The organism is Kitasatospora sp. NPDC087271 (assembly GCF_044744605.1).
Lineage (GTDB): Bacteria > Actinomycetota > Actinomycetes > Streptomycetales > Streptomycetaceae > Kitasatospora.
Genome location: NZ_JBIUYQ010000009.1, coordinates 38,076 through 61,695, shown reverse-complemented (window position 1 = coordinate 61,695; position 23,620 = coordinate 38,076). Strand labels below are relative to the sequence as shown.

The 23,620-nt window shown below is 70.9% G+C and carries 25 protein-coding genes and 2 pseudogenes; 17 read left to right on the top strand and 10 right to left on the bottom strand.

Features of this window, described 5'->3' with window-relative positions; translation table 11 throughout:
- Window positions 1-8: 8 nt before the first annotated feature.
- The 7 genes from ACIO9K_RS17450 to ACIO9K_RS17420 all read left to right on the top strand — a co-directional run bounded on the left by ACIO9K_RS17450 (window position 9) and on the right by ACIO9K_RS17420 (window position 8,692).
- Window positions 9-1,697, top strand: a complete 1,689-nt coding sequence (locus ACIO9K_RS17450; RefSeq protein WP_400330671.1) for a thiamine pyrophosphate-binding protein — start codon at window positions 9-11, stop codon at window positions 1,695-1,697.
- Window positions 1,694-2,971: a beta-ketoacyl-ACP synthase II gene (fabF, locus tag ACIO9K_RS17445; RefSeq protein WP_363620781.1), complete on the top strand. Its 1,278-nt coding sequence runs from the start codon at window positions 1,694-1,696 to the stop codon at window positions 2,969-2,971. Before ACIO9K_RS17450 ends, fabF begins: the two co-directional genes overlap by 4 nt.
- 10 nt (window positions 2,972-2,981) lie before the next feature.
- Window positions 2,982-4,955 carry a condensation domain-containing protein gene (locus ACIO9K_RS17440; protein WP_400330668.1) on the top strand — a complete coding sequence of 658 codons (1,974 nt, stop codon included), beginning with the start codon at window positions 2,982-2,984 and terminating at the stop codon, window positions 4,953-4,955.
- Window positions 4,952-6,199, top strand: a complete 1,248-nt coding sequence (locus ACIO9K_RS17435) for an aminotransferase class I/II-fold pyridoxal phosphate-dependent enzyme (protein ID WP_400330665.1) — start codon at window positions 4,952-4,954, stop codon at window positions 6,197-6,199. Before ACIO9K_RS17440 ends, ACIO9K_RS17435 begins: the two co-directional genes overlap by 4 nt.
- A gap of 89 nt (window positions 6,200-6,288) precedes the next feature.
- A complete protein-coding gene (locus ACIO9K_RS17430; RefSeq protein ID WP_350879353.1) occupies window positions 6,289-6,531 on the top strand; it encodes an acyl carrier protein in 243 nt (80 codons plus the stop codon).
- Between the two features lie 52 nt (window positions 6,532-6,583).
- Window positions 6,584-7,345: a glucose 1-dehydrogenase gene (locus ACIO9K_RS17425; protein WP_363589296.1), complete on the top strand. Its 762-nt coding sequence runs from the start codon at window positions 6,584-6,586 to the stop codon at window positions 7,343-7,345.
- A 90-nt stretch (window positions 7,346-7,435) separates the two neighbouring features.
- Window positions 7,436-8,692 carry an MFS transporter gene (locus ACIO9K_RS17420; protein WP_400330663.1) on the top strand — a complete coding sequence of 419 codons (1,257 nt, stop codon included), beginning with the start codon at window positions 7,436-7,438 and terminating at the stop codon, window positions 8,690-8,692.
- A 555-nt stretch (window positions 8,693-9,247) separates the two neighbouring features.
- Here ACIO9K_RS17420 and ACIO9K_RS17415 read toward each other — a convergent pair.
- Together ACIO9K_RS17415 and ACIO9K_RS17410 are read right to left on the bottom strand one after the other, a co-directional pair.
- Window positions 9,248-9,436, bottom strand: a complete 189-nt coding sequence (locus tag ACIO9K_RS17415; protein WP_400330661.1) for a hypothetical protein — start codon at window positions 9,434-9,436, stop codon at window positions 9,248-9,250.
- Between the two features lie 66 nt (window positions 9,437-9,502).
- Entirely contained in the window at window positions 9,503-9,688 is a 186-nt protein-coding gene (locus ACIO9K_RS17410) for a hypothetical protein (protein ID WP_363620788.1), read from the bottom strand.
- Between the two features lie 323 nt (window positions 9,689-10,011).
- Here ACIO9K_RS17410 and ACIO9K_RS17405 point away from each other — a divergent pair, with 323 nt between their 5' ends.
- The gene (locus tag ACIO9K_RS17405; protein WP_400330659.1) at window positions 10,012-10,182 is read left to right on the top strand and encodes a hypothetical protein; all 171 of its coding nucleotides are present in this window, start codon (window positions 10,012-10,014) and stop codon (window positions 10,180-10,182) included.
- A 431-nt stretch (window positions 10,183-10,613) separates the two neighbouring features.
- Here ACIO9K_RS17405 and ACIO9K_RS17400 read toward each other — a convergent pair whose 3' ends face one another.
- Window positions 10,614-11,066 (bottom strand): hypothetical protein, encoded by a 453-nt coding sequence (locus ACIO9K_RS17400; protein WP_400330657.1) that lies wholly within the window; start codon window positions 11,064-11,066, stop codon window positions 10,614-10,616.
- A gap of 168 nt (window positions 11,067-11,234) precedes the next feature.
- On the opposite strand from ACIO9K_RS17400, the gene ACIO9K_RS17395 reads away from it, so the two are divergent.
- The 4 genes and pseudogenes from ACIO9K_RS17395 to ACIO9K_RS17380 all read left to right on the top strand — a co-directional run bounded on the left by ACIO9K_RS17395 (window position 11,235) and on the right by ACIO9K_RS17380 (window position 13,613).
- A complete protein-coding gene (locus ACIO9K_RS17395; RefSeq protein WP_363620796.1) occupies window positions 11,235-11,612 on the top strand; it encodes a hypothetical protein in 378 nt (125 codons plus the stop codon).
- Window positions 11,613-11,804: 192 nt separating this feature from the next.
- The gene (locus tag ACIO9K_RS17390) at window positions 11,805-12,467 is read left to right on the top strand and encodes a hypothetical protein (protein ID WP_400330655.1); all 663 of its coding nucleotides are present in this window, start codon (window positions 11,805-11,807) and stop codon (window positions 12,465-12,467) included.
- A 201-nt stretch (window positions 12,468-12,668) separates the two neighbouring features.
- Window positions 12,669-13,148 (top strand): annotated as a pseudogene (locus ACIO9K_RS17385) (SAM-dependent methyltransferase); the annotation flags it as partial.
- Window positions 13,149-13,153: 5 nt separating this feature from the next.
- Window positions 13,154-13,613, top strand: a pseudogene (locus ACIO9K_RS17380) (precorrin-6A/cobalt-precorrin-6A reductase).
- A gap of 162 nt (window positions 13,614-13,775) precedes the next feature.
- Here ACIO9K_RS17380 and ACIO9K_RS17375 read toward each other — a convergent pair.
- Window positions 13,776-14,039 (bottom strand): hypothetical protein, encoded by a 264-nt coding sequence (locus ACIO9K_RS17375; protein WP_400331099.1) that lies wholly within the window; start codon window positions 14,037-14,039, stop codon window positions 13,776-13,778.
- Between the two features lie 639 nt (window positions 14,040-14,678).
- Here ACIO9K_RS17375 and ACIO9K_RS17370 point away from each other — a divergent pair.
- Window positions 14,679-15,710, top strand: coding sequence for a hypothetical protein (locus ACIO9K_RS17370; RefSeq protein ID WP_400330653.1), 1,032 nt, complete (start codon window positions 14,679-14,681; stop codon window positions 15,708-15,710).
- Between the two features lie 81 nt (window positions 15,711-15,791).
- On the opposite strand, the gene ACIO9K_RS17365 is transcribed toward ACIO9K_RS17370, so the two are convergent.
- Window positions 15,792-16,145 (bottom strand): multiprotein-bridging factor 1 family protein, encoded by a 354-nt coding sequence (locus ACIO9K_RS17365; protein ID WP_400330651.1) that lies wholly within the window; start codon window positions 16,143-16,145, stop codon window positions 15,792-15,794.
- 90 nt (window positions 16,146-16,235) lie between these two features.
- Between ACIO9K_RS17365 and ACIO9K_RS17360 the strand changes: the two genes are divergently transcribed.
- Together ACIO9K_RS17360 and ACIO9K_RS17355 are read left to right on the top strand one after the other, a co-directional pair.
- A complete protein-coding gene (locus tag ACIO9K_RS17360; protein WP_400330648.1) occupies window positions 16,236-16,682 on the top strand; it encodes a hypothetical protein in 447 nt (148 codons plus the stop codon).
- Between the two features lie 283 nt (window positions 16,683-16,965).
- The gene (locus tag ACIO9K_RS17355; protein ID WP_400331069.1) at window positions 16,966-18,522 is read left to right on the top strand and encodes a lipase family alpha/beta hydrolase; all 1,557 of its coding nucleotides are present in this window, start codon (window positions 16,966-16,968) and stop codon (window positions 18,520-18,522) included.
- Window positions 18,523-18,777: 255 nt separating this feature from the next.
- On the opposite strand, the gene ACIO9K_RS17350 is transcribed toward ACIO9K_RS17355, so the two are convergent.
- The 3 genes from ACIO9K_RS17350 to ACIO9K_RS17340 form a co-directional block, all read right to left on the bottom strand.
- The gene (locus ACIO9K_RS17350) at window positions 18,778-19,071 is read right to left on the bottom strand and encodes a hypothetical protein (protein ID WP_363620806.1); all 294 of its coding nucleotides are present in this window, start codon (window positions 19,069-19,071) and stop codon (window positions 18,778-18,780) included.
- Between the two features lie 249 nt (window positions 19,072-19,320).
- Window positions 19,321-19,458, bottom strand: a complete 138-nt coding sequence (locus tag ACIO9K_RS17345) for a hypothetical protein (protein WP_363620808.1) — start codon at window positions 19,456-19,458, stop codon at window positions 19,321-19,323.
- A gap of 208 nt (window positions 19,459-19,666) precedes the next feature.
- A complete protein-coding gene (locus ACIO9K_RS17340) occupies window positions 19,667-19,795 on the bottom strand; it encodes a hypothetical protein (protein ID WP_363620810.1) in 129 nt (42 codons plus the stop codon).
- Between the two features lie 675 nt (window positions 19,796-20,470).
- On the opposite strand from ACIO9K_RS17340, the gene ACIO9K_RS17335 reads away from it, so the two are divergent.
- Entirely contained in the window at window positions 20,471-20,818 is a 348-nt protein-coding gene (locus ACIO9K_RS17335; protein WP_400330644.1) for a MerR family transcriptional regulator, read from the top strand.
- Between the two features lie 164 nt (window positions 20,819-20,982).
- Here ACIO9K_RS17335 and ACIO9K_RS17330 read toward each other — a convergent pair whose 3' ends face one another.
- Window positions 20,983-21,117 carry a hypothetical protein gene (locus ACIO9K_RS17330; RefSeq protein WP_363623570.1) on the bottom strand — a complete coding sequence of 45 codons (135 nt, stop codon included), beginning with the start codon at window positions 21,115-21,117 and terminating at the stop codon, window positions 20,983-20,985.
- A 97-nt stretch (window positions 21,118-21,214) separates the two neighbouring features.
- Here ACIO9K_RS17330 and ACIO9K_RS17325 point away from each other — a divergent pair, with 97 nt between their 5' ends.
- A complete protein-coding gene (locus ACIO9K_RS17325; RefSeq protein ID WP_400330640.1) occupies window positions 21,215-21,421 on the top strand; it encodes a hypothetical protein in 207 nt (68 codons plus the stop codon).
- A 261-nt stretch (window positions 21,422-21,682) separates the two neighbouring features.
- On the opposite strand, the gene ACIO9K_RS17320 is transcribed toward ACIO9K_RS17325, so the two are convergent.
- The gene (locus ACIO9K_RS17320) at window positions 21,683-23,497 is read right to left on the bottom strand and encodes a trypsin-like serine protease (protein WP_400330637.1); all 1,815 of its coding nucleotides are present in this window, start codon (window positions 23,495-23,497) and stop codon (window positions 21,683-21,685) included.
- Window positions 23,498-23,620: the final 123 nt, after the last annotated feature.

The following is a 23,620-nucleotide window of genomic DNA, read 5'->3' as shown; positions in this document are numbered from 1 at the left end:
TGAACCAGGTGAGCAAACGGTACGCCGACGCGTGGTCCGCAATCGTCGACCTGCTGGTGGCGAACGGGGTGGACACCTGCTTCGGGCTGCCCGGCGACGATCTGGAGTTGCTCCGCGCCCTCGACGCCGCCGGACTGGACCTCGTGCCGTGCCGTGACCAGCGCAACGCGATGTACATGGCGACCGGTTACGCGCTGCAGTCCGGCCACCTCGCCGTATGCGCACTGGGCAAGGGCCCGGCTGTCACCCACGCGGCCACGGGGCTGCTCGAAGCGCGGGAGTCCGGTGCACCCGTCCTCGTGCTCGCCGCCGGCGTGCCCGAACGCCGCCGGGGCAGCGGCGGATTCCAGGAGCTCGACCAGGTCGCCGTGACAGCACCGCTCGTGCGGTGGGCGCACCGGGTGGGGCACCCGGACCGGGTCGTCCCCGCGGCGGTGACGGCGCTGACCCGGGCTGTGGGGCCGCCGTCCGGGCCCGTGTACCTGGAGATACCCGATGACGTCCGCACGGCGGAGGTCCTCGTCACCGGGCCGTGGCCGACGCTGCCCGAACCACTGGTCCTCGAATCCGTTCCCGTGACACCAGGGCCGGCCCTGGCGGCGATCCGCGAGAGCCGGCGTCCGGTGGTGCTGGTGGGCGGCGGAATGCGGCACCGCAACGGCGGTGGCGTGGTCGAGCGCTTCGCCGAACGCCTCGGCGCGGCACTCTTCACCACCGCGTCCGGCCGCGGTGCCATCGACGAGCACCACCCGCTGTTCTGCGGCGTGGCGGGCCTCTACGCCGCGGCCCCCGCCCGCGAACTGTGGTCGTCCTGCGACCTGGTGGTCTCGCTCGCCGGGCGGCTGGAGGAGACGGTCGTCGAAGGCGGAACACCGTGGCCCCCGGTCGCGGTGGTGCAGGTCAACGTGGACCCGGGCGGCCTGTCGGCCGAGTTCTCGGGCCCGCGGGTGCTCGGGGACGCCCGGCACGCCGTGCTCGGCTGGTCGCGGGCACTGGAGGAGGACGGCGAGGCCGAGCGCGCGGCCGCGACCGAGGTGTGGGCGAACAGGATCGCCGTCGCCCGCAAGGCCATGTCACTTGAGGCGGAGGCGGAACTGGTCCGCGCGGCGACACTCCCGGGGATCCGCATCGCCGAACTGCTCGCCGCGCTCGATGCCACCGCCGGCGAGCCCCGCGTGCTGGTCCAGGAGAACGGGCTGCAGGACATGTGGTCCTACGGCTTCCCCTTCCACGTCGGTGGCGGGTCCGTCGTGCCGTCGGAGCAGACCCCCCTGGGCTTCGGCGCGGCCGCGGCCATCGGGGTCAAACGGGCCGCCCCGGACCACGAGGTCACCGCGTTCATCGGAGACGGAGCGTTCCTCGCGGCCCGCGCGGACATCGCCGTCACCGCTCCGGCCCACGGCGGCGTGCTGTACGTGGTGCTGTGCAACGGCGGCTACGGCTGGCTGGACGCCCAACGCGCCCGCCTCGGTCTCGACGCCGAACGCCACCCCTTCACCCGTCCGGGCGCACCGCCGCCCGTGGTGGACAGACCGGACATCCACTGTCGAGTGCTGCGCGACAAGGCCGCGCTGACCGCTGAGATTCTCGCCGCGCGGCGGTTCTGCTCCCGGGGAGGCACAGCCGTGCTCATGGTGCCCGTCGCACCCGACGACATCCTCCCCTGCATCCGCGACGCCGAGGTGGTTCCCCAGTGACGAACGCAGGAGAGCGGGGCGACGCCGGGCCCAGCCGACCCCGGCGCCAGGTGGTGGTCACCGGGTACGGGGCGGTGACGCCGCTCGGCCACACTGTCGGTGAGACCTGGGCGGCGATGCTCGCCGGCCGCAGCGGCGTCGCCACCGTGGACGCGATCGACGTGACCGGTCTCGGAGTCCGGATCGGCGGCCAGGTGCGCGGCTTCACACCCGGCCGCTACATGCCGCCGACGGTCAGCCGCCGCGCCGACCCGTACGCGCAGTACGCCCTCGCCGCGGCACTGGAGGCGTGCGAGCACGCCGGACTCGTCGTCGACGACCGCCTGGCGCCGCGGGTCGCCGTGATCATCGGCAGTGGCTACGGCCCGGTCGGGTCGATCTACCGCGCCGCCAACACGCTGCGCGACAAAGGGCCCCGGGGCATCAGCCCGTTCACCCAGGTCACCACCGCCATGGACAGCGCCGCCTGCGAGATCAGCATGCGTCTCGGCACGCAGGGGCCCAGCCGGGCCCAGAGCACGGCGTGCGCCAGCGGCGCGGACGCGGTGGGCGCGGGGATGCGCATGATCGGCAACGGGGAGGCCGACGTCGTCCTGGTCGGCGGCGCCGACGCCTGCGTCACCACCGTCGACCTCGCGGGCAGCGGCAACGCCCGCGCGCTGTCCACGCGCAACGACGACCCGACCGCGGCGTGCCGGCCGTTCGACGCGCACCGCGACGGGTTCGTGATGAGCGAGGGGGCCGCCGTGGTGGTGTTGGAGGCCGCCGAGGTGGCCGACCGGCGAGGGGCCACGGCTCTGGCCGAACTCGCGGGCTACGGAGCGAGTTCCGACGCTCATCACTGGACCGCCCCGCACCCGCAGGGACGCGGCGCGTGCCTCGCCGTCGAGGCGGCGCTGCGCGACGCGGGCATCACGGGGGCGGACGTGGACTACGTCAACGCGCACGGCACCGGAACGCTGCTGAACGACGCCACCGAGACGGCCGTCCTGCGCACGGTGCTGGGCGACCGTGTCACCCGGATCCCGGTGAGCTCCACCAAGTCGATGACCGGGCACATGATCGGTGCCGCCGGAGCGGTCGAGCTGGTGGCGTCGATCCAGGTCCTGCGCACGGGTGACGTCCCGCCGACCATCAACTGCGACGAGCCGATCGACCCGGACATCAACTTCGTGCCGCACCGGGCGCAGCACCACGAGCGGATGCGGATCGCTCTCAGCAACTCGTTCGGCTTCGGCGGCCACAATGCCGCTCTCGTGGTCCGAGCCGTGTGAGGGCCCGGCCGTGAACCGCCTCCCGGAGCCGCCCCCGAGCGCCGCCACCGTCACCCGCAGCGGGCCGCTGACCTGGGTCCAGCAGTGGCACTGGTTCGAGCGCACCGTTCCCGCACCACGGCGAGTGAACCCGACGCCCCTCGCCGACCACTGCCACGTCCCGCCCCCGGCCACCGTCGCCGACGTCCACGCGGCACTCGCGGCCCTCACCGCCCGCCATGAGGCGCTGCGCACCACGGTCGACCCGCTCCGCCCGGTCCAACACGTCCACCGTGCGGACTGGGCGCCGCTGCCGGTCGACCACGTCGACGTCCGCGCCGTCGATGCCGACACCCTGGACGCCGCCACCACCGCGCTGGCCGCCCGTCCGATCGATCCCGAGCGGAACCCGCCCTGGCGCGCCAGGGTGCTGCTGGAGGCGGGGAGGCCGCGTGCGGTCCTGCTGGCCGCCCATCACGTCGTGATCGACGGGTGGGGGCTGGCGGTGCTGATCAACCAGTTGCACGACCAACTGCGTGGCGTCGGCGCACCGGCGGAGGCAAGCGTGCAGCACCCCCTCGACACGGTCGCCGCCCAGCCCGTGGAACGCGCCCGCGCGGCGGAGCGCGAGTGGCTCACGCGGCTCGCGGGCAACCCGACCGGTGTGCTGGCCCCGTTCGGCGGGACGGACGACGGCGCCGGGCGACACCGCCTCCAGCACCGCTCGGCGGGCGCGTACGCCGACCTCACCCGCGTGGCCCGACGTCATCGGGTCAGCCCGGAGGTCGTGATGCTCGCGGCGCTGGCCCACGACGTCACCACCCGCACCGGCGAACTCCGCTTCCTCGCGTCGGTGGTGGTCTCCAACCGGGCCCGGGCCGCTCTGCGGAACAGCGTCGGCGTCCGGGCCCTGACGGTTCCGGTGCAGATCGACCTCCGCCCGGGCGCGGCGTTCGGCGAGGTGGTCGCCTCGGTCGCCGCCGCCTCCTCCGCCGCCTACCGGCACGGTCAGTGGCGCCCCGCGGAACTGGTCGCCGCCCAGGCGCGGATGGACCGTCACCGCGGTGTCGTGACCGTACCGACCATCGAGTACAACTGCTACTCGTGGCCGCGCGACTACCTGGTCCCCGGGTACCTGGCCCCCGCGCACGACACTCCGCCGGATGCGTCCGCAACCTGGATCCGCAGCGCGCCCGACGAGCCCTGCGACACGCTCTACGTCGACCTCGGCCTCGACGCGGGGGTCGTCACCCTCGACGTCACCGTCGGGGACCACCTGCTCGACGCCGGGCAGGCCGTGGCGTTGCCCGTCCGTCTGTGCGCCTTCCTGCGCGCGCTCGCCGACGGTGCCGAGTGCCCGGTTCCGGCGCGCCCGCCGACACCGGCCGCCTCCGGCTGGTGGCGCTCCCCGCAGGGATGGGTGCGCCCGGCCAGGGTCGAGGCCGTGCTGCGCGGCCACCCCGGAGTGCTCGACGTGACGGTGGCGCCCGGCGGGGACGCAGCGGGGGAAGGCGAACCGCACCTCGTCGCACGCGCTCGCACCGCCCCCGGTGCCACCCCCGACGACTTGCACCGCCACGTCCTGGACCACCTCGACGAAGTGCCCGGCATCGCGGCCCCGGGCCGCTACGTCCTGTCCCCGGCCGGCCCCTGGTCCGACCGGTCCCGCACCGCCACCACCGGCGCGGGAACGCCGCGGGTCCCCTCGCGCCCGCCCGCGACGGGCGCCGAACGGGCGCTGGCCGCCGCCGTGGCCGCTGTCGCACCCGGCGATCCGCCGGACGGCCCCTCCGACAGCCCTGACGCGGTGGACATGAACCGTTGCCTCGCCGACCACGGCGTCACCCTGGTCGCCGTCCCCCGTCTGCTGGCGCTGCTCCACCGGTTCGGCTTCACCGGGATCGCGTCGGACGAACTGGCCGGGACGGCCTCGCTCGGCCACCTCGCCACAGCCCTGGAGCCCTCACCGCCCCGCGCCCATCGTGGAGGAGACACCTCGCCATGACCGCGTCCCGCACCGCCGGCCCGTCCGCGGACCGCCTGGCCCCGTGGGCCTTCGCCGCCTTCGTCGAGGCGAACACCCACGACACGGCCTACCGCCCGCCGGTGGTGGACGGTCCCGTCGGGCCGACCATCGTCCGCAACGGCCGCGAGCTGGTGAACTTCGCCAGCATCAGCTTCCTCGACCTGGAGCGCCACGTCCCCGTACGGCGTCATTTCGCGGAGGGGGCGCTCGCCCACGGCCTGAGCACCAGCGGCTCCAGGATGACCCAGGGGATCTGCCGCCCGCACCAGGTGCTGGAGGAGACGATCGCCCGTCACACCGGCAAGGAGCGAGCCATCAGCTTCGCCACGGGGCTCCTGGCCAACATCGGGTTCGTCCACGCCATGAGCAGTTCCGCGCACTTCGACGCCGGGATCGAGGTGCGCAACCACGACACCGTGTTCGTCGTCGACCGCGACGTCCACTGGAGCATCTGGAAGGGCCTCCAGGGGCTCGGCTACGGCCGCAACGTCCACGCGTTCCGGCACAACGACGTCTCCGACCTGGCCCGCGTCCTGGAGCGGGTCCGCACCCACAAGACCGTGGTGATCGCCGAGAGCATCTACTCGGCCGACGGCACCATGGGACCGATCGTGGAGATCCTCGACGAGTGCGACCGGCACGGCGCCGTCAGCATGATCGACGACGCGAACGGCTTCATGGTCTACGGGCCCGAGAACCGTCCCTACGCCCGGGAGGCGGCGGCGATCCGGGAGCGGGCCGACTTCGTCATGGTGTCGCTGTCGAAGGCCATCGGTCTGGAAGGCGGCGCGATCGCCGGGCCGGCGGCGGCCATCGACGCCTTCGAACTGCTCTCCGGCACCTCGATGTTCACGGCCGCCATCCAGCCGCCGACCGCCTACGCCGCCGACCGCACGATCGGCGTCCTCGCCGACGATCCGGGGATCGTCGACGACTACCTGGCACATGCCGCCCGCCTTCGCCGACAGATGCACGAGGCCGGCACGGCGACGACGCCGACCGAGTCGTACATGCTCTCGGTGCCGATCGGAAGCGACGCCGCCGCCCTGCAGATGCGGGAGTGGTTCGTCGAGGACGGCTACCTCGTACCCGTCTTCTCCTACCCGGCCGTCTCGCGCAACCAGGCGCTCCTACGCCTGTTCCCGCACGCGGGCCACACCGAGGAGCAGATGGACGGCTTCCTGCACACCCTCCTCGCCTACCGACGACGCCTCGGGCTCTGACGTCCCCACCGACGCTCGCCGCACCGAGGCTCGCCCCACCGACCGATGACCGACGCCGACCCCATCCCCATCCCCAGAGGAAGGAACCCGTGGTGGACAACACCGACATCCTCAACGCCATTGCCGAGATCGTCGAAGAGGTCCTCGGCATCGACTCCGCCGAGGTGAGCGCCGAGACGTCGTTCACCGACGACCTCGACGTCGACTCCCTGGCCATGATGGAGATCGCCGTGGCGGTCGAGGACAGGTTCGAGGTGAAGATCCCGGACGACCGGGTCACGGGGTTGAGGACCGTCGGCGACGCGGTGAACTACGTCGCCGAGCACCGGTGACCTCCGCCGGGACGACCCTTCCCCACGAGGCTCCCCAGGAGGTCGGGCAGCCATGAGCGTCCTCGATCGCTTCCGGCTCGACGGTCGCGTCGCCGTGGTCACCGGCGCCTCCTCCGGGCTGGGCGTCGCCTTCGCCACCGCGGTGGCGGAGGCCGGCGCCGACGTCGTGCTCGGGGCGCGGCGCACCGAGCGGCTGGAGACCGTGCGCGCGGCCGTCGAGAAGCTCGGCCGCCGGGCCGTCGCCGTGCGCACCGACGTCGCCGAGCCGGAGGACTGCCGCAGGCTGGTCGACGCGGCCGTGCGGGCATTCGGGCGGGTGGACATTCTCGTCAACAACGCCGGGATCAGCAGTGAGCAACCCGCGGCGGAGGAGACCCCGGAGCAGTTCCGCGAGGTCATCGACATCAATCTGAACGGCTCCTACTGGATGGCCCAGGCCGCGGGCGCGGTGATGCTGCCCGGCAGTTCCATCGTCAACGTCTCGAGCATCCTCGCCCTGGTCACGGGCGGGCTGCCGCAGGCCGCCTACTCGGCGTCGAAGGCCGGGATCCTCGGGCTCACCCGCGATCTCGCCCAGCAGTGGACCCCCGGCAAGGGCATTCGCGTGAACGCCCTCGCGCCGGGCCTCTTCACCTCCGCGATGACCGACGGCTACGCCGAGGGTTACCTGGAGGCGATGATGCCGCGGGTGCTCTCAGGCCGCATCGGGCGTCCCGAGGAGCTCGCCGCGGCTCTGGTCTTCCTCGTCTCCGACGCGGCGTCCTACATCACCGGCACCACCCTGACGGTCGACGGGGGCACCCACATCGCATAGTGACACCCGGCGCCGGACCCGCCGGCGTCGCCGGTGGGCCGCCGCCACGCCATGGCTGACGCCCCGTACCCGAGCCCCGGAGAGCCACCGATGACGACGGAGCCGACCGCCCAGTCTCTTCCGCGCGAACCGCTCGGCGATTCGCACCTGCGCCGCCTGATCGTCGGTCAAGGGCTGGCGGCCGTGGTCGACGCCCTGTTCATCGTCTGGCTCACGCTCTTCGTGCTCGACCTGTCGGAACCCGGAATCGCCACGGGGTTGGTGCTCGTGGCCGTGGCGCTGCCGCGAGCGGTGCTCCTGCCTCCTGCGGGAGTACTGGTCGACCGCCTCGGTCCCGCCCGTGTCGTGGCCAGTGCCGCCTGGCTCCGGGTCGCCGTCCTGCTCGCCCTCGGCGCCCTGGTCACCTTCACCTCACCGTCGTTGACGACGGTCGCGCTGCTCGGCGGGCTGCTCGGCGCCGCCGACGCCGCGTACTTCCCGGCGGCCCTGGCGTTGCTACCCGCCGTCGTGCCGACCGACAAGCTCGCCCGGGTCAACGGGCTGGTGCAGGGCGCGGAGTCGGGGGGCGATCTGGTCGGCCCGGCGGTGGCCGCCGGATGCATCGCCGCAGTCGGCTTCGCCGCGACGCTCGGTGGGATCGTGGCGATGGCCGCGTTGGCCGCCGTCGTCCTCAGCACGCTGATCCGCGTGGTACGACGTGGCGGAGGTGCCGGGGACGACGCCGGTCAGGCCACCGTCGACGGCGAGCAGCTCAGCAGTGCGCGTGCCCTCGGCGTGGGCTTGAGGTACGCCTGGCACGAACCGCTGGTGCGAGGGATGCTGGCAGCCATCGCCCTGATCAACATCGCGGTCGTGGGCCCCGTGCTCGTGGGCGGCGCGGTGCTCGCCGATCAACGCCTCGGCGGCGCGGGATCCCTGGGCGTCGTGCTCTCCGGTTTCGGTGCCGGTTCACTGGCCGGCTCACTGATGGCCGGGTGGCGGCCGCCCGCCCGGCGCGGCCGGACCGTGGTCGGCGGTGTCGCGGCGATCGGCGCAGGCATGGCCGGACTCGCCGCCGTCACCCATGTCGTCGCCGCGACGGCGGTCGTCTCGCTCATCGGCCTCGGATCCGGGTTCCTCGGAGTGGTGGTCGTGGCCACTCTGCAGGAGCGGGTGCCCGAGCAACTGCTGGGCCGGGTACTCAGCCTCGTCGTGCTGGCCACGGTGGCGTTCGACCCGTTCTCCTACGTGATCGCCGGCGCCCTGCTCCCCTACGGCACGACCACGCTGTTCCTGGTCTGCGGCAGCGCCGTCCTGGCCTGCGCCGGCCTGGTCGCCACGAGCCCGGCGGTCCGCTCCCTGCGCTGACCGTGTCGATCGCCGGTCGTCCGCCGATCACCGGGCCCGGCCGAGGCCCCCGTGGGCGAAGATCTGCGCGCGGTCGCGGCACGTGGGTCGAGGCGAGCCTCTTCGAGTGAAAAACCGGAGCAAGGCCGCCTGACTGGCGCTTCGTCGGCGATGAAAAGGTCTTCCGACCATATGTTTAACTCCGGCGCTCACAGCGGCGGTGCCCGTGCCCGGAGTGCATTCCCACGTGCCACAGACCACGCAGCCAAGAGGACCAGCCATGCGCTCCACCCGCCGCGTTCTCGCCGCTTCAATCGTGGCGGCTTCCGCCTCAGCCTTTGGCCTGGCCGTCCTCTTCACGGGCGGGACGTCCCAGAGTTCCGATGCCACGCAGGTCCGCGCGGTCAACGCCCTCGGCACCTCGCAGAGCGAAGCCGAATTATCCTGGTCTCCCTCCACGAATCCGGACTCGGAGGACTCGGAGGACTCGGTGCCCCGTTGCTTCAGCTACGGCGGCCCCTACTGCGGCTGGGTGAGGACCTACTGGGGCGGCTGCGACAGGGACTGGGGCCTGAGCTACGGGTTCAAAGACCCTGCCGTGCTCTGCCCCCACGACCCCCGCCCGAGCCCCTCCGCCACGGCCAGTCCCTCCGCCACGTCGAGCGCCTCGGCCACGTCGAGCGCCTCGGCCACGTCGAGCGCCTCGGCCACGCCCAGCCCCTCCGCCAAGTCCGGTTCCCCGGCCGCACCCAGTCCCTCCGCCACGCCCAGCCCCTCGAACGGGCTCAGCCTCTCCGCCGCACCCAGCGGCGCTCGCCCACAGCCGGCCCCTCAGCCGTACCCGAGCCGCTCGGACGAGCTCAGCCCCTCCGCCACGCCCGGTTCCCCGGCCGCACCCAGCCCCTCCGACGAGCTCAGCCCCTCCGCCGCGCCCAGCCGCTCGGCCACGCCCGCTTCCCCGGCCGCACCCAGTCCTCCGGGCGAGCTCAGCCCCTCGGGGGAACCCAGCTTCTTCACTGCACCCAGCCACCCGGGCGAGCTCAGTCCTTCGGAGGAGCCCAGCCCCTTCGCCGGAAGCAGCAGTTCCTTCTCATGGGCCCCGTCGGGCCGTAGGAGAGACTACGGCCCGTAGCCGCCAGCAGGTGAGCACTTCCTTCTTGGGAGCCATCGTGAGCTCTGAGGTCAGACCACGCCGCCTATGGTCGGTCGGGGGGCCTGACTGCTGATGGGATCGCGTGCCCGCCAGGCAGGTTGGGCGTGAGCACTTGATCCATGAGAACGCGAGCCACGCCTTCCGCAGGCTGCACACACAGAACGCCAAGGGAAACCGGAGAAGACCAGTGCTGTTCATCGGCGGCGACTGGGCCGAAGGCCACCACGACGTGGAGCTGCAGAACGAGACGGGCCGGAAGCCGGCGAGCGCACGACTACCGGAGGGCTCCGAGGGCACCGCGAAGCTGCACGCCTCGTCGCCCGCCACGGCGGCCAGGACCTGGAGCCCGGGCAGGTGACGGTCTGCATCGAGACCGACCGGGGCCCGTGGGTGCAGGCCCTGATCGCCGCCGGCTGCCGCGGCCACGCGGCCAACCCCCGCCAGGCTGCCCGGTTCAAGGAGAGGTACGGCACCTCGGGGGCCAAGAGCGACAAGGGCGACCCACGCGCTGGCGGACATGGTCCGCATCGACGGCGCGCGGCCTGCGGGGGGCTGGTGCCCACGGTCGCTTCCACACCGGTGGCGGTGGCGTGGACCTCCGTGGTCCACGACCTCCGGTACTCGCCGCTCTGAACGCCGGGCCAGGACGGCCCGATGCACCGGCGCCGATCGCGGTCTCCAGGATCATCGCATGGTGCCGCACCACCGCCGTGGCCGCCGGCACCGCGACGGCGGCCCTCGACTCCAGCTGCGCGGCCAGGACCCCGGCGTTGCTGGTCACCTGCGCCATCAGCCGTCCACCGCCCCGGACTCACCGGGCTGACGCACACCGAGCGCCCACTCGCCCAGTTCGGTGAGCAGCGCCCTCGTGAACTCGTGCGCGCCGCCGTCGAGGAGGTCGTGCCGGGCGAGGAGCGCCCGCTCGGTCTCGGCGGTCTCGACGGTCTCGACGGTCTCGACGGGGTCGACGGGGTCGAGGGCGGCCAGGAACGCCACGGCCGCCGGGCCCGGGTCCGGGTCCGGGTCCTCGCCGACCACGACGCGGGCGGCGCCCTCCCACTCCGGGTCGGCGGTCGGACGCAGCAGCAGCTGGAGTTCGGGGAACTGCCCGACGGCGTGCCGCAGCTCGTACGAGCGGACCTGGTCGGCGAGGTCCTGGCCGTCGATCTCCAGACGCGCGGTCGGGCCGGTCGCCTGGATACGGACATGCCGCTGCACGGCGGGGTTGGTGGTGGGGGTCATGGTCGCGAGCCTAGGAGCCTCGACGGACACGACGGCCGTTCCCGACCGTGGCCCGGCGCGCACGCCCACCGCACGCCGGCTTCGCACTCCAGCGCCACTTCGCCCAACCCATCGCTCACCACTGGCTGTTGGCCAACGCTACCGTGGCGGAGGCCGTAGTCTCGCGGCATGCACAGGACCCTGGAGAACCCGCCCGCGCCGGCTCGCGAGGTGGTGACGGAAGCCCTGGAAGGGGCTCTGGACGGCCGATCCGCAGCTGACCACACGGCTGAGGCCCTGGTCGGGATCGCCCTGCACGGAGACGACCGCGACTTCGCCGAACACTGCTGCGTGCAGACCGGCACACGGGCCGCACCGGGCAGTCCCCTGCTGGGGCTGACCGTCCTGTGCCTGAGCCACATCGCCCGCCGCTTCGGCCGCCTCAGCGACGAAGCCCTCGACCTGGCGCGCTCCCTGGCGCAGCGGGCCGCCGCCGACCCGGCGGACGTGGACGGACGGGCCCTCGACGGCTACGACGACATCCGGACCTTCCTGTACCTCTGGTGAAGGCCGGAGTGGTCGCGCCTGCCGGGCTTGCATCCGGCAGGCGCGACCTACCGCAAGCATGGCCATGACTGCCGGGGAGGGCCCGTGACGCCAAGTACCGTCCGTCAGAAGTCGAAGCGCGGGCGACGGAATCGCTTGACCGCCGTGGCTGCGATAGCCGTTCTCGGTAGCGGGTTCGCAATCAATGCATGGATGAACCGGGGCCCGGAGAGCAAGGTCCACGAAGGCGCCGTGGCCGGCTACCCGCTACTGGTCAGTTCCGACGGCCAAACCCTGACACTCAACATCGGCTGGGGTTGCGAGGACCGACCGGAGCTCGTGACCCGTGAGTCCACCGGCGTGGTGAAGGTCTCCCTGCGGCACACGGTCCGTCCGGGGTTCTGCGACCCGGGCGGCTTCGCGCAGATCACCACCCACCTGAACAAACCACTCGGCACCAGGACCCTGAACGACGCCACGGGCAAGCCCGCCGTCCACTTCGACGAGCGCGACCTTCTCCGGCCCGCGTCCCTGCCGGAGAACTACTACCCCTACCCCGCGGGCAGGATGGTCTTCCTGCCCGGCCTGGAAGCGATCCCGACCGACACCCCGGCCTGGGCCGTCGGTTACCGGCTGGGCACCGGTCCCGAAGCAGGCTCTCTGATCATCAGCCAGACCCTCCGGAGCAGCACACCACCACCCGGCAAGGCCGCCACCGTCAAGGGCCGCCCCGCGACCATCACGCACTCGGATTCCCAAGGCGACCCCCACTCGCTGACTTGGTCCGACGGCACCTACACCTTCGTCGTCACCACCGGCGGCCCCCCACGACTCACCAACGAGGAACTCATCCACGTCGCGGAGAGCATCGGGTAACCGACACCACGACGACGTCCGGTGGGACCGCTCTGTGAACCGGCCCCACCGGAGACCGAGACCGCACCTGGACCGGTCAGGACAGAACTACTTCGTCCAGCCTGGTGATCCGTGCGACTTCCACGGTGCTGGCCCCGCCCGGATCGAGGGCCTGCCAGGTCCGGCCGACGGTGCCGGCCGTCGGCTCCTTCGCGTCGATGACGGTCCCTCGACGCGGCCGGCGTGCCGTACGAGATCGTCCCCGGCGTGCCCGCCTTCGCCGCCGCAGCGGCCGCACTCAAGCGGGAGCTGACCGTCCCGACCGTCGGCCAGACCGTCATCCTCACCCGGATCGCCAAGCGCGCCACCCCGATGCCCGAGGGCGAGGACCTGGCCACCCTCGGCCGCAGCGGCGCCCTGCTGGTACTGCACCTGGCCGCCGGATACGTGGACGACGTCGTCGAGCAGCTGCTCCCGCACTACGGCGCCGACTGCCCGACCGCCGTCGTCGCGATGGCCAGCCGGCCGGACGAGCTGGTGCTGCGCGGCACCCTCGCCGACATCGCCGGGCAGGTCAAGGCCTCGGGCGTGGTGCGCACCGCCGTCATCCTGGTCGGACGGACACTGGCCGCCGACCAGTTCCGCGACAGCCACCTCTACTCGGCGGAGCGCGAACGCCCGCACGAGCCCTGCGGGGCGTGAACCCCATGACCCGGCACGTCCTGATCCTCGGCGGGACGACGGAGGGGCGGGCGCTGGCCGCCGCACTCGCCGAGCTGTCGTCCCCGCGGGTCACCAGTTCGCTGGCCGGCCGGGTCGCCCAACCCCGGCCGCCCGCCGGAGAGGTGAGGATCGGCGGCCTTCGCCCACCTCGACGGGGTCCACTTCCTCGCCCGGTCAGTCGACCCGCCCGAGCCCCCGTTGCCGCCGTCCTTCGAAGTCCTGCTGGACCGGGGGCCGTTCACGCTCGACGACGAACGGATGCTCCTGCGCGAGCACCGCATCGACGTCGTGGTCACCAAGGACAGCGGCGGCGCCCCGACCGCACCCAAACTCACCGCCGCACGCGAACTCCACCTGCCCGTGATCATCGTGCGGCGTCCGCCGGCCCCGGACGGCGTACCGGTGGCCCCGGACGTACCGGGCGCGATGCGGTGGCTGCAATAACCTGGGATAGCTCACTGCCCCTCGCCGTCCGCCCTGGCCTGGACTCGCCTGATGGTCCAGGGCGTATTGGATCGTGATCAAGCGACGGCTCGGATGAGGCCCTTGATCCAGATCATCGAGCCGCAGAGGTGGAGGCCCGCGAGGTAGTTCGCGGGGATCTTGTCATATCGCGTGGCGATACCTCGCCAGGCCTTCAGCTTGTTGATCAGACGCTGGGCAGCCAGAGGGATGCGGGGCTGCGAAGAACAGGTTGGCATTGCCCGGCGCGGGCGCCCCGAGACTGGCGCGTGCGAACCCGAACTCCCACACGTTGCGGCTCAGGTCACTTTCCTGGTCGAGCGTGTTCGAGGCGTCCGTGGTGAAGATCGCCCGGCCAATCGGCGGGTTGTTCGGCGCGCCCGGCAGCAGGGAGAACGTCCGTCCCATGCACCCCGCCACCGACTCCGAGGCCGCCTGGTGCAGCCGCCGCGACCCCGCCGACACTGGCCCCGGCGCGGCGGAATGGCGAGGAAGAAGGCCAGGTGCACCCTCATCGGGTAAAAGGCCACCCGACAACGATCACAGCACCCCAGGTCCGCCCGCCCTCGTCCTGGCCTTCGCCGTCCACCAGCCCGGCCTCGCCCCCGCCTCCAGAGTCCTCACGGCCCTCAAGGACCTCAGTCGGCACGGCTACCGCACCGGTTACGTCTACGGCCGCGGCCTGCCTGAAACGTTTCCCATTCCCGTCCGGTACACCCGGCCAGGCGGTTTCCTCGGGCCGGGTGCGCGTCGAAGGCGCACGGCGGTGGCAGGCGGGTCAGGATGACCGCGCATTGGGACGTGCACGGATGACTGTGATTGTGGCCGGCTGTCCCAACGTGCCCACCAGGCGCCGCCGTCGCGGCCCCGCACAATGAAGGAGACCTCATCCTGATGGCACCCGTTCATGTCGCGGCCCCGGGCCGGGCACACGTAATCCCCAGGGTGCTCGGCGCCGCCGCCCTCACTCTGGCCGTCACCGCCCCGGCGGCCGGTGCCGCACCCGCTTCCGGCGGTCGGGAGGCACCGCGGCCCACCGCACCAAAGGTGACCGGGAGCCAGGCATTCACCCAGAGCGGCACCTTCACGGTCCCCGCCGGTGTCACCGAACTGACGATCTACGCACTCGGCGCGGGCGGGGCCGGTGGCCTGGGCGCCGGAGGCGGTGGTGGTGGCGGCGGAGGCGGCGGCGGCAGCTATGTACTCGGCCCTGCCGCCGGTGGCGGCGGTGGCGGCGGCGCGGGCGGGGCTGGTGGTGGCGGCGGCGGCGGTGGTGGCGGCGGATCCTTCGTCGCGTGCACGGTGCCGGTGACCGCGGGCACGCTGTTCACGGTAGGCATCGGGCAGAGCAATCTGGTCGGCGCAAACAACGGCCAGGGCGGAGCCGATGGCGCAGGAGGCCGGGCGGACGCCCTGCTGACCCCAGGCAAAGCGGGAAGCGCAGGCCAAAACGGCACCAGCGGCAGCATCCTCGGCACGTACTACACCGAAACGCAGATTTTCAACGGCCAGAACATTTTCGTGTCTGCCAGTGAAGGCAACTTCGGGGGGAGCGCCTCGCCCGGAGCGGGCGGCAGCGGGGGCGGACGCGGCGAGCGCGCGGGCGGGTCGAGGGGCGGGGTGGGCGGCCTCGGTGGCACCGGTGTCACCGGCGGAACGCCGGGTGGCGGCGGAGACGGCGGCGGGGACGTCGAGTGCATCGGAGGAGAGGAACTCGCGGCGGAAGGCGGCCTGGCGGGCCAGGCCGGCGCGGCCGGAGCGAACAGCTTCGCCGCAACCGCCGGCGGCACCGGCATCGCGGGCCGCGTCGGCGACGGCGGCCCGGGCAGTAGCGGCGCAGCGGGCGGGAACGCAGGAGCAGGCGGCGTACCGGGCACAGAAATGATCACGCTGCCCCCCGGCGTAGGGGTGGGCGGCGCCGGCGGAAGCGGAGGAAGCGGAGGAACGGGCGGCACCGGCGGCCACGGCGGCGGACCCGACCCCAGCCCCGGAAGCCAGGCAGGCTCCGCCGGCGCGGCCGGTGCCGCCGCTGCCTCCACCGCCAACGGCGGCCCCGGCTACGCCCTCATCACCTGGTAAGCGAACCACGTCCCATCGGGCCCGGCACCGCGCGGTGCCGGGCCCGATCGCGTCCTGCCGCCGGTATGCCGTCGGTCCGCCTCACCCGGCAGCTTCTCCTGAGGGCCCGGGCTCGACCACCGGAGTGTTCGCCGCGATCTCCGCCCACAGCCCGGCCGGGTACAGGTCGATCCGCAGGGCGATCTCCAGGCGGACGATGGTCGCCACGTCGGGCAGCACCTCGCCGGCCAGGAGGCGGTTGATCGTGGTGTGCGTGACACCAGCCTGGCGGCCGAGTTCCCGCGCCGACCACGACCGCCCGGTCATCGCGTCGCGGAGCCGCAGTACGAAGGCGAGTCCGACGACGGCCTCGGGCGGGGCGTCCTCGGCGAGTTCGACGTCCGGCCAGGTCCCGGACGCCACGAATCCGGCGGCCGACTGCTGCGTGCGCGGCACTCGCTTCCCTCTCGCGCGGGGACCGTGTTGACCGTTCCATCCTGCCGCACTCGGCTGATCTCGCCTTGCCAGATCCAGGATGGTGCATTTATGTTCCACTTAGCGAACACCGCGATCAGGTCCTCGCCGAGGAGAACGCCCTCGCCGCCGTCCCTCACCGTCCACGCCGCACTCACCGTCACCGCACCCGACCGGCAGGCCCACCGTGTCGGCGGCCCCAGCATCGGCACGGTCCTCGGCAACCTGACCCGACGCGGCGGCATCCACGAGACCACCGTGCGGGCCACGATGCGGGAACTCAGCCGCTCCGGCCGGCAGGCGATGTCCCGGCTGGTCCACGACGCCACCCGCGCACGCGGATCCCAGGTCGACCTGCGCACGGTCGCCGCCCTGGCCTACGGCACCCCCGGAAGCGACCGGCCTCAGCAGCTGTCCACCAACCCCACAAGCCACTGGCTACACGCCCTGGACGGGGTGAACACGTGGACGCCCGCCATCGAGGTGCTGCGGGACAGCGTTGCGGCGGCGTCCAGGTAGTGCGCCAGACGTCCCGCCCTACCGCCGAGGGCACGTTGCGAAAGAGGATCTCGGCCTGATGATCGCTGTTTGGCCGCACCATCAGGCGCGACACCATTCCGCATGTGAGGAATTTTCGTCCACATTGAGGAGTATTTGGAAGCTGGCCTACATCAATGAAGGAAAGAGAGTTTCATGAAGCGTGCTTCATTATGCGCGGCCACTGTCGGGGCGGTCGCGTGTTGGCATCTTCAGTGTGCACGGTGAAAGTTCCGACCCGAGCTACAGCGAAAGGTTGCTGAACATGATCCACAGTGAACTGAAGGCCCGGCTCCTGCCGGCCAGCCTGAACAATATCACCGTCCAGCAGAGGAGGCGGCCGAGCCCCGCGTGGACCGCGGTGGCAGCCGGCGCCCTTTGCCTTTCGATGGCGACGGCCGCACCCGCTAGCGCACTACCGGCGTCTGCCGCCCCGGCTCAGGCCCAGCAGAGCGCATACGCCAGCGGCCCACACCGGCCCATCATCTTCGTCCATGGCTGGCACTCCGAAGGTTCGGTCTGGAACGGGATGAAAGGATACGCCGAAACGCAGGGATACAAAGAAAGCGAACTGCACGTCTACGATTACAGCAAGATGACAAAGCCCGGCCAGACCAATCCTCCCAATCCTGGAATCGACCACATCGCCGCAGACTTCGCCAGGGAAGTCAACGAGATCGCAAAGACGTCACCGGACGGCAAGGTCGATATTGTGGCCCACTCGATGGGAGGTCTCGTAGCACGCGCCTATATCAAGAATTTGGGCGGAGCAGAAAAAGTGAAACACTTCGTATCCATGGGAAGCCCCCACCATGGAACAATCGTGGCCGACGTGGGAGTTGGAGCATCCGAAGCCGTCCGTGCAATCGGAGCATTCCTGGGGGACCATAATATCCTGGTTGGCTACGCAAAGGAACTTGCCGAGAATTGCGATTTTCAATGCCATGATATGGCAAGCGGGTCAGCTTTCCTGCGGTCGCTGAACTCGGGAGACGAGGCGCCACATGGGGCCGATGGGTACCCCAGGTACACAACCTTCCGCTCCAACATAGACGACGAGCCGGCGGTCTACCTCAATACCAGAAACAAATTTAAGCCCCAGATTGGCCTGTGCGACGGCGTCGTATTCGGAATTACCGAACAGGGCGCCTGGGCGTACGAGGGAAAGGGCCCGAATGTGCGAGGCGGAAAGACCTCCGCCCTCCGAGGGGCAGAAAATATCGTCACGGCATGCTTGCCCCATGGCGAATACTATAACGACCCATGGACGCAAGAGAAAACCCTGGACACACTCGCCGAAACGACCATCGGAGAAGAAGACAAGTACGTCCCCAGGGCGCGAAACAGGACAAAGTGCAATGAACTGACACGGACCCATTACCGCGATAATTGGGTTCAAGCATGGCTACAGTCCTGCCTGCAAGTCACCCCCGAAAAAGAGGTTACCCCGGTCCTCAGGATCCGCGGATGCGGGCACTATCGAAGTCCTTTCGGGAAAGCCCTTTGGTACTATACGCCCGAAGGGTGGGGGGACAACGTGGAGTGCGTCATGGGACGCGATGGCCTCTCACTCAGGAAAAAGGGTAGTCGCATAAAAAAGGAGCCCGGCTATCATAAAGCGGAATTTAACACCCGGGCCGGTGAAGTAAAGGTCAACACACTCTCCCTTCATGGTCCAGGTGATTATCAACTCTACACTCCGACCCTAAACAATCCCAACGGTTCGCCCAGGATTACCGCGAAAGTTCAACCGTGGGATGATAGTGACAACTACACGACCCTGGACCCCCTTGTCGAAGGGCCGAGCGTGACGGTCCACTGAACCTGGATCCACCGGCCTGATGCCCGTGGATAGTTCCCTCAGAAACGAGGAAGTGCCTTGTGACATGCGATGATGGGAGTTCTTCACGCTCCCAGCACGCACAATCGACAAGGCACTTCTGAGAAGAAATCCTCCACGCCGCGACGAAGTCCCCGCTCAGCCAGGACAAGGGGCCCAGCACCGCCCGTCGTCGAATTGCTGCGGGGCAGCGTCTCGGTAGCGTTCGGGTAGGACCCGGCGCGGCCGGACCGCCGCTTACAGGCAGTGGCCGCGCACCGTGGCGCACGCCTCGTACCGCACAGCCCACACCTCGTCGACCATCACGGCGGACCGGCGGGAGGCCTGCCGCACGAACTCGGCGGTGGCCTCAGGCTGAAGGCGGCAGAGCTTCACGAACTCCTGCGCGAGCGGCACGGCGGCGATGAACCGGGCGTCGTCGGCCTTGGCATCCGCGATGCCGAACAGCGTCCCGATCTCGTCGGCGATCTCCAGTCGGGCGTGAAGGGTCTCGTCGGTCGCCGCCCGCACCAACCGGCGCAGGTCCGGCACGCCGAGACGTCGCACTCCTCTGGGGGGTCTCCTGGGCCAGTAGCGCGGCGAAGGCATAGGCGAGGTTGAGGTTGCCGAGCCCCTTCTGCTGCTGGTCCAGCTCCCGCAGCACCGACGACTGCAGGGCAGCGGCCACCATCGCGAAGTCGCCGTTCCTCCGGGCGGCGAGCAGGGTCTCGACCTCGGCGTTGACAGTCTGGGGTGCGGCCCTGGGGCTGCACCCCCGCACCCCATTCCCATCCGGGTTGGTCAGCGGCGTTCGGACAGGCGGTTGTCGTCCATGCCCTGCGCGAGTGCGTCGAGCTGCCCGGCGTCGGCCAGCTCGGTCAGGCCGTGCACCGCGGCGTCCATCCTGTCGGGGCTGTCCATCCCGGTGACCCAGGTCATCATCTGTCCTTCCAGCTCCGGGTAGTGCCCGACGTGATGCCCTCGGCCCGAGAACTCGACGGGGACGATCCGGGCCGTGTCGATCCACGCCCGCCGCCACACCCCACCCCTCGACGGGGCGCGGCTTCTACATGAACAACAACCACCACAGCCGCTCGCCGACGGCGCGCCAGATACCGACCGACGCCGTGCAGCCGTACCGGGCCAGCTACAGCGACTCGCCGACCTTGCGGCCGAGGGCATCGTCGGAGCTGTCCGCGATGGCAGGCAGGTCGATGACGGTCCAGTCGGACGCCGCCTTCCGCAACAGCTTCCACGTGGTGCAGCCGTTGCCCATACGGGGGCGGCTCCGCTTGTTGAGAAAGAGTGGCCCCAGCGGCCAAGGCCGCGCGCGGCGGCGGCTCGGGGGGTTGCCGCCGCCGCGCAGCGGGAGACTACCTCACCCGAGAGCGTCGCAAAATCTGTGTGCGCCGGAGTAGACATTGCTCGTAGGTGGGTCTAACGTTTCTCTCGTAGACAGCAGTCGGCGATACCGGCCAGACACGAACTGGCCGGGATTGTTGGACAGAAGTTCGCAGGTCGGTCCGGCAGTGGAGTTCCGAAGCCAGGCAAGTGCAGGACGGCAACGGAGCTGGCTTCCGGACCGGGCGGCCCGCAGGTATCAGGGGCCGCCACCAGCGGTACCGGTAGGACGCAGTTCAGTGAGTGCAGTACCAGCAGTACCAGCAGTACGAAAGTGACAGTTCAGTACAGAGGATGAACGGAGGGCACAAGCGCCATCAGGATCGCCCGGCCCGTGAACACTCGCCCGGGCGGACACCGCAGACCCCAACGCAAGGACGGTGGTTTCCGGTCACGCATACGCGATCCCCGCACGACCCTCCCCAGGGACAGCGCGGAAGCAACAGGACCGGCCCAGGCCGGTAGATGGTGTTGTTCCCCTTCGGGGCCCCGGAGCCGATACGGCCCCGGGGCCCCTCGACGCGTTCTCCCCGAGAACCAGAGAGGTGCAGTGACTACAACGACCAGCCCCGACACACCCGACAAACTCGACGACGACGACTACCCCGCCTACACCATGGGCCGCGCCGCCGAAATGACCGCCACCACCCCCGGCTTCCTACGCGCCCTCGGCGAACACCGCCTCATCACCCCACTGCGCTCCGAAGGCGGCCACCGCCGCTACTCCCGCTACCAACTGCGCATCGCCATGCGCGCCCGCGACCTCGTCGACCAGGGCACCCCCATCGAAGCCGCCTGCCGCATCATCATCCTCGAAGACCAACTCGAAGAAGCCCTGCGCCTCAACGAACAACTCCGCCGCACCCCGCACGACCAGGAACCCGCAACCGACACCTGACCGGCATCCGGCAACCGGCCCACAGCTCCGCCCAACCGTACGGCCCACGCACAGGGCCGTACGGGGCGGACGACCTCACCCTGCACGCTCTGGTCGCCCCGGAGACGGGCGGCACCACTGCGGCACGCCTCACACGAGAGCGGCGAACGAGACCGCGCCGGCCTTCATCCAGGACCGGCACCGACGCGTAGGAGGACGGCGGCCTGGGCGGCGGCCAACTGCTGCCACGCGGTGTCGAGTCCGCCAGTAACGTCCGCGTCGTCCGGCTCGTCCGTGGTGGTGTCGGTGGGGCGCTTCATCGGCTGCGGCGCGCAGGTACGAGGGTGCCGATGTCCAGGTGGTGTCGTCGCCGGGCGCGGCCTCGTCCGACCCCAGGGCGGTCTGGAGCTGGGCGAGTTGACGTTCGACGCCGGTCAACCTGGCCGTGCGGTCCACGGTGACGACGCCGTCCACGACGCGGCGCAGCGGGTCGGCGAGCAGCCCAGCGCGGCGTTCGGCCAGGACTTCGGTCGCGACGGCGCGGGCAGCGCCGAGGCGGTTGTACCGGCTGGTGAGGTCGTCGGCGGGGTGGCGGTGCCGAGTCGTGCCGAGTTGGGATTGTAGCCAGGCGAGGACAGGCGGTTCCATGCGCTTCCGCTCGTAGTTCAGCCTCGCGGTCTCAGCCTCAGCCTCAGCCGCGCGGGACCGCATCCTGCCGACAAACTCACCAGCCTTGCGCCCGGCGCGGCGGACCGCCGCCTCGCACGCCGGGCCGAGATCCGCTCGATCGGCGCCCCGGGGCCTACCCGAGGCCGCGAGAGGCACCACGGGGGTGGCAGGCATCTCGGGCCCGCCACCCCTGAAGCCGTACTGCTACGAACGCTGTCAGCCGACTCGCCATTTCTGGCCGGCGTTGTTGGAGTCGCAGGCCCACACGCCCAGCCCGTCGCCCTCCCGGTCAGCGGTGAGGCAGCCGCCTGCCGCGTTCACGAGCTGGTTCCAGCCGTCGCCCACGCCCTGGAACGACCAGAGCTGGTTGTTGTTGCCGTCCTGGGCCTGGGCGAGATGGGTCCGGTGCGTATCCGGGTTGTGGTCGATGACCATGCCGCCACCGTAGGCCGTCTCGATCTGCCACATCCCGTTGCCCTTGTCCCAGAAGACCCATTCGTTGTTGGGATTCTCCGCTTCGCCCCGGGCGGCCTGGACCTCGGTACCCGGGGCGGTGCTGCCGCCTTCGAGATCGGCTTCGAATCCGTTGTTCGCCGACATGAGTTCCTCATGGACGCCGCTGGACGGCAACTCGCTGCCGGAATCCCGGACCGAGGGCGAGAATTGGGCTGCGGCCTCCCCGCCGGACGTCTGGTACTCAATGGGTGCCTCGAGCAGGCCCGACGCGTCCGCGATGTCGACGAACTTCAGGACGCTCCCGCAGAACCGGCCGCCCCCTTCGGGGCAGGAGACCGGCTGGTCACCTGCCGAAATGATCCCGACCGCCGTGACGCCCTCAGGCGCGGGGACGAACACCGGCCCGCCGCTGTCTCCCCTTCCGGCCGCCGGGCCGTTCGACTGCTGCTTCGCGCTCCACGCAGGCCCGAACAGCTTGCTGTTGCCATTGCCGTCCTGGGCCTCGTACTGGAGAACCTTGCGCTTGACCTGGATCCCCCCCAGCTCGCCGGAACTGGCCCCGGAGGTGATCACGATGTTGCCCACCACCGGACTGTCGGCGCCGACCACCGCGGACTTCGTCTGTCCTTGGGAGCCGCTACTGTTTGTACTGGCGCCCCGCCACACAGTCGGCTTGAAGAAGTTGGCGTCGTTGGCCTTCACGAGCGCCACGTCCACCGTGGTGTTCCGGTGGCTGACCTCAGCCGAGTCCAGGTTCGCGAACCACCCGCCCCAACCGTCGTATACGTCTTTCCTGTTCTCATCGGGGAAGCAGTGGCGCGCTGTGAACGCCCTCCCGTTGGTACTCGTGAACGCCGTCGAACACAGCCCCGCCCCGAACGGCCCCTTGCGGTCGCGCATGTACGCGCCGGCGGCGGACTGGTCGTCCCAACGGCCCTCCAGCGGCCGGGCGGGATCAGAGACAACCTCCACCGTGACCGGCACCTTCACGTCGGAGAGGACCTGCGGCTTCGCCTGCGGCCCCGCAGCCGCGAAACCGGCCGGCCCGAGTCCGGCCACCTGCACCTGCAGGCCCGTGCCGTCCACGGGGACCGCGACCTCGGTGACGCGGCCGCTGCCGAACGAACGGCCCATCTGCTCCATCACCGGCTTCGCCGCGTCTTCGAGCTCGGCCTTGCTGTAGGGCGCCGGCTTGACATCGACCGGGATCTTGCTCCGCTCGGTGAACTCCCTGACCGGGGCCGGCACCTCACCCTTCCAGAAGATCTCAACCCTGCGCGCCTGCGGCGAGGCCACCGCCCCGGCATACCCGTTCACCGTCTCCAGCGCCGCCAAACGCTCCACATGGCGCACCGTGGCATTCATACTCCGCTGCAGGGCGAACAGATCGTCCCAGGAGGCGAATCCCTCAGGCGCCGGCTGATGCGGCTGCTGGACGGACGGGGCGGCGGGCCCTTCGGCGGCCAAGGCCGGAACACCCTGGGCTCCCAGCGCGCCGACCATGGCCAGGGGGACGATCCAGCGGGCGGCACCACCCAACCGGCTGCGCCGTACGGACAGGGACGAGCTCGTCATGAATGCACTCCTCTACACCTCTCGGAAACCGGCCGCCGGGCACCGACCGCACAACCGGGGCGGTCCACAAGCCGGTGCCCACAGCCCACCGGTCGCGAGCAGACAATCGATGGACAACCGATC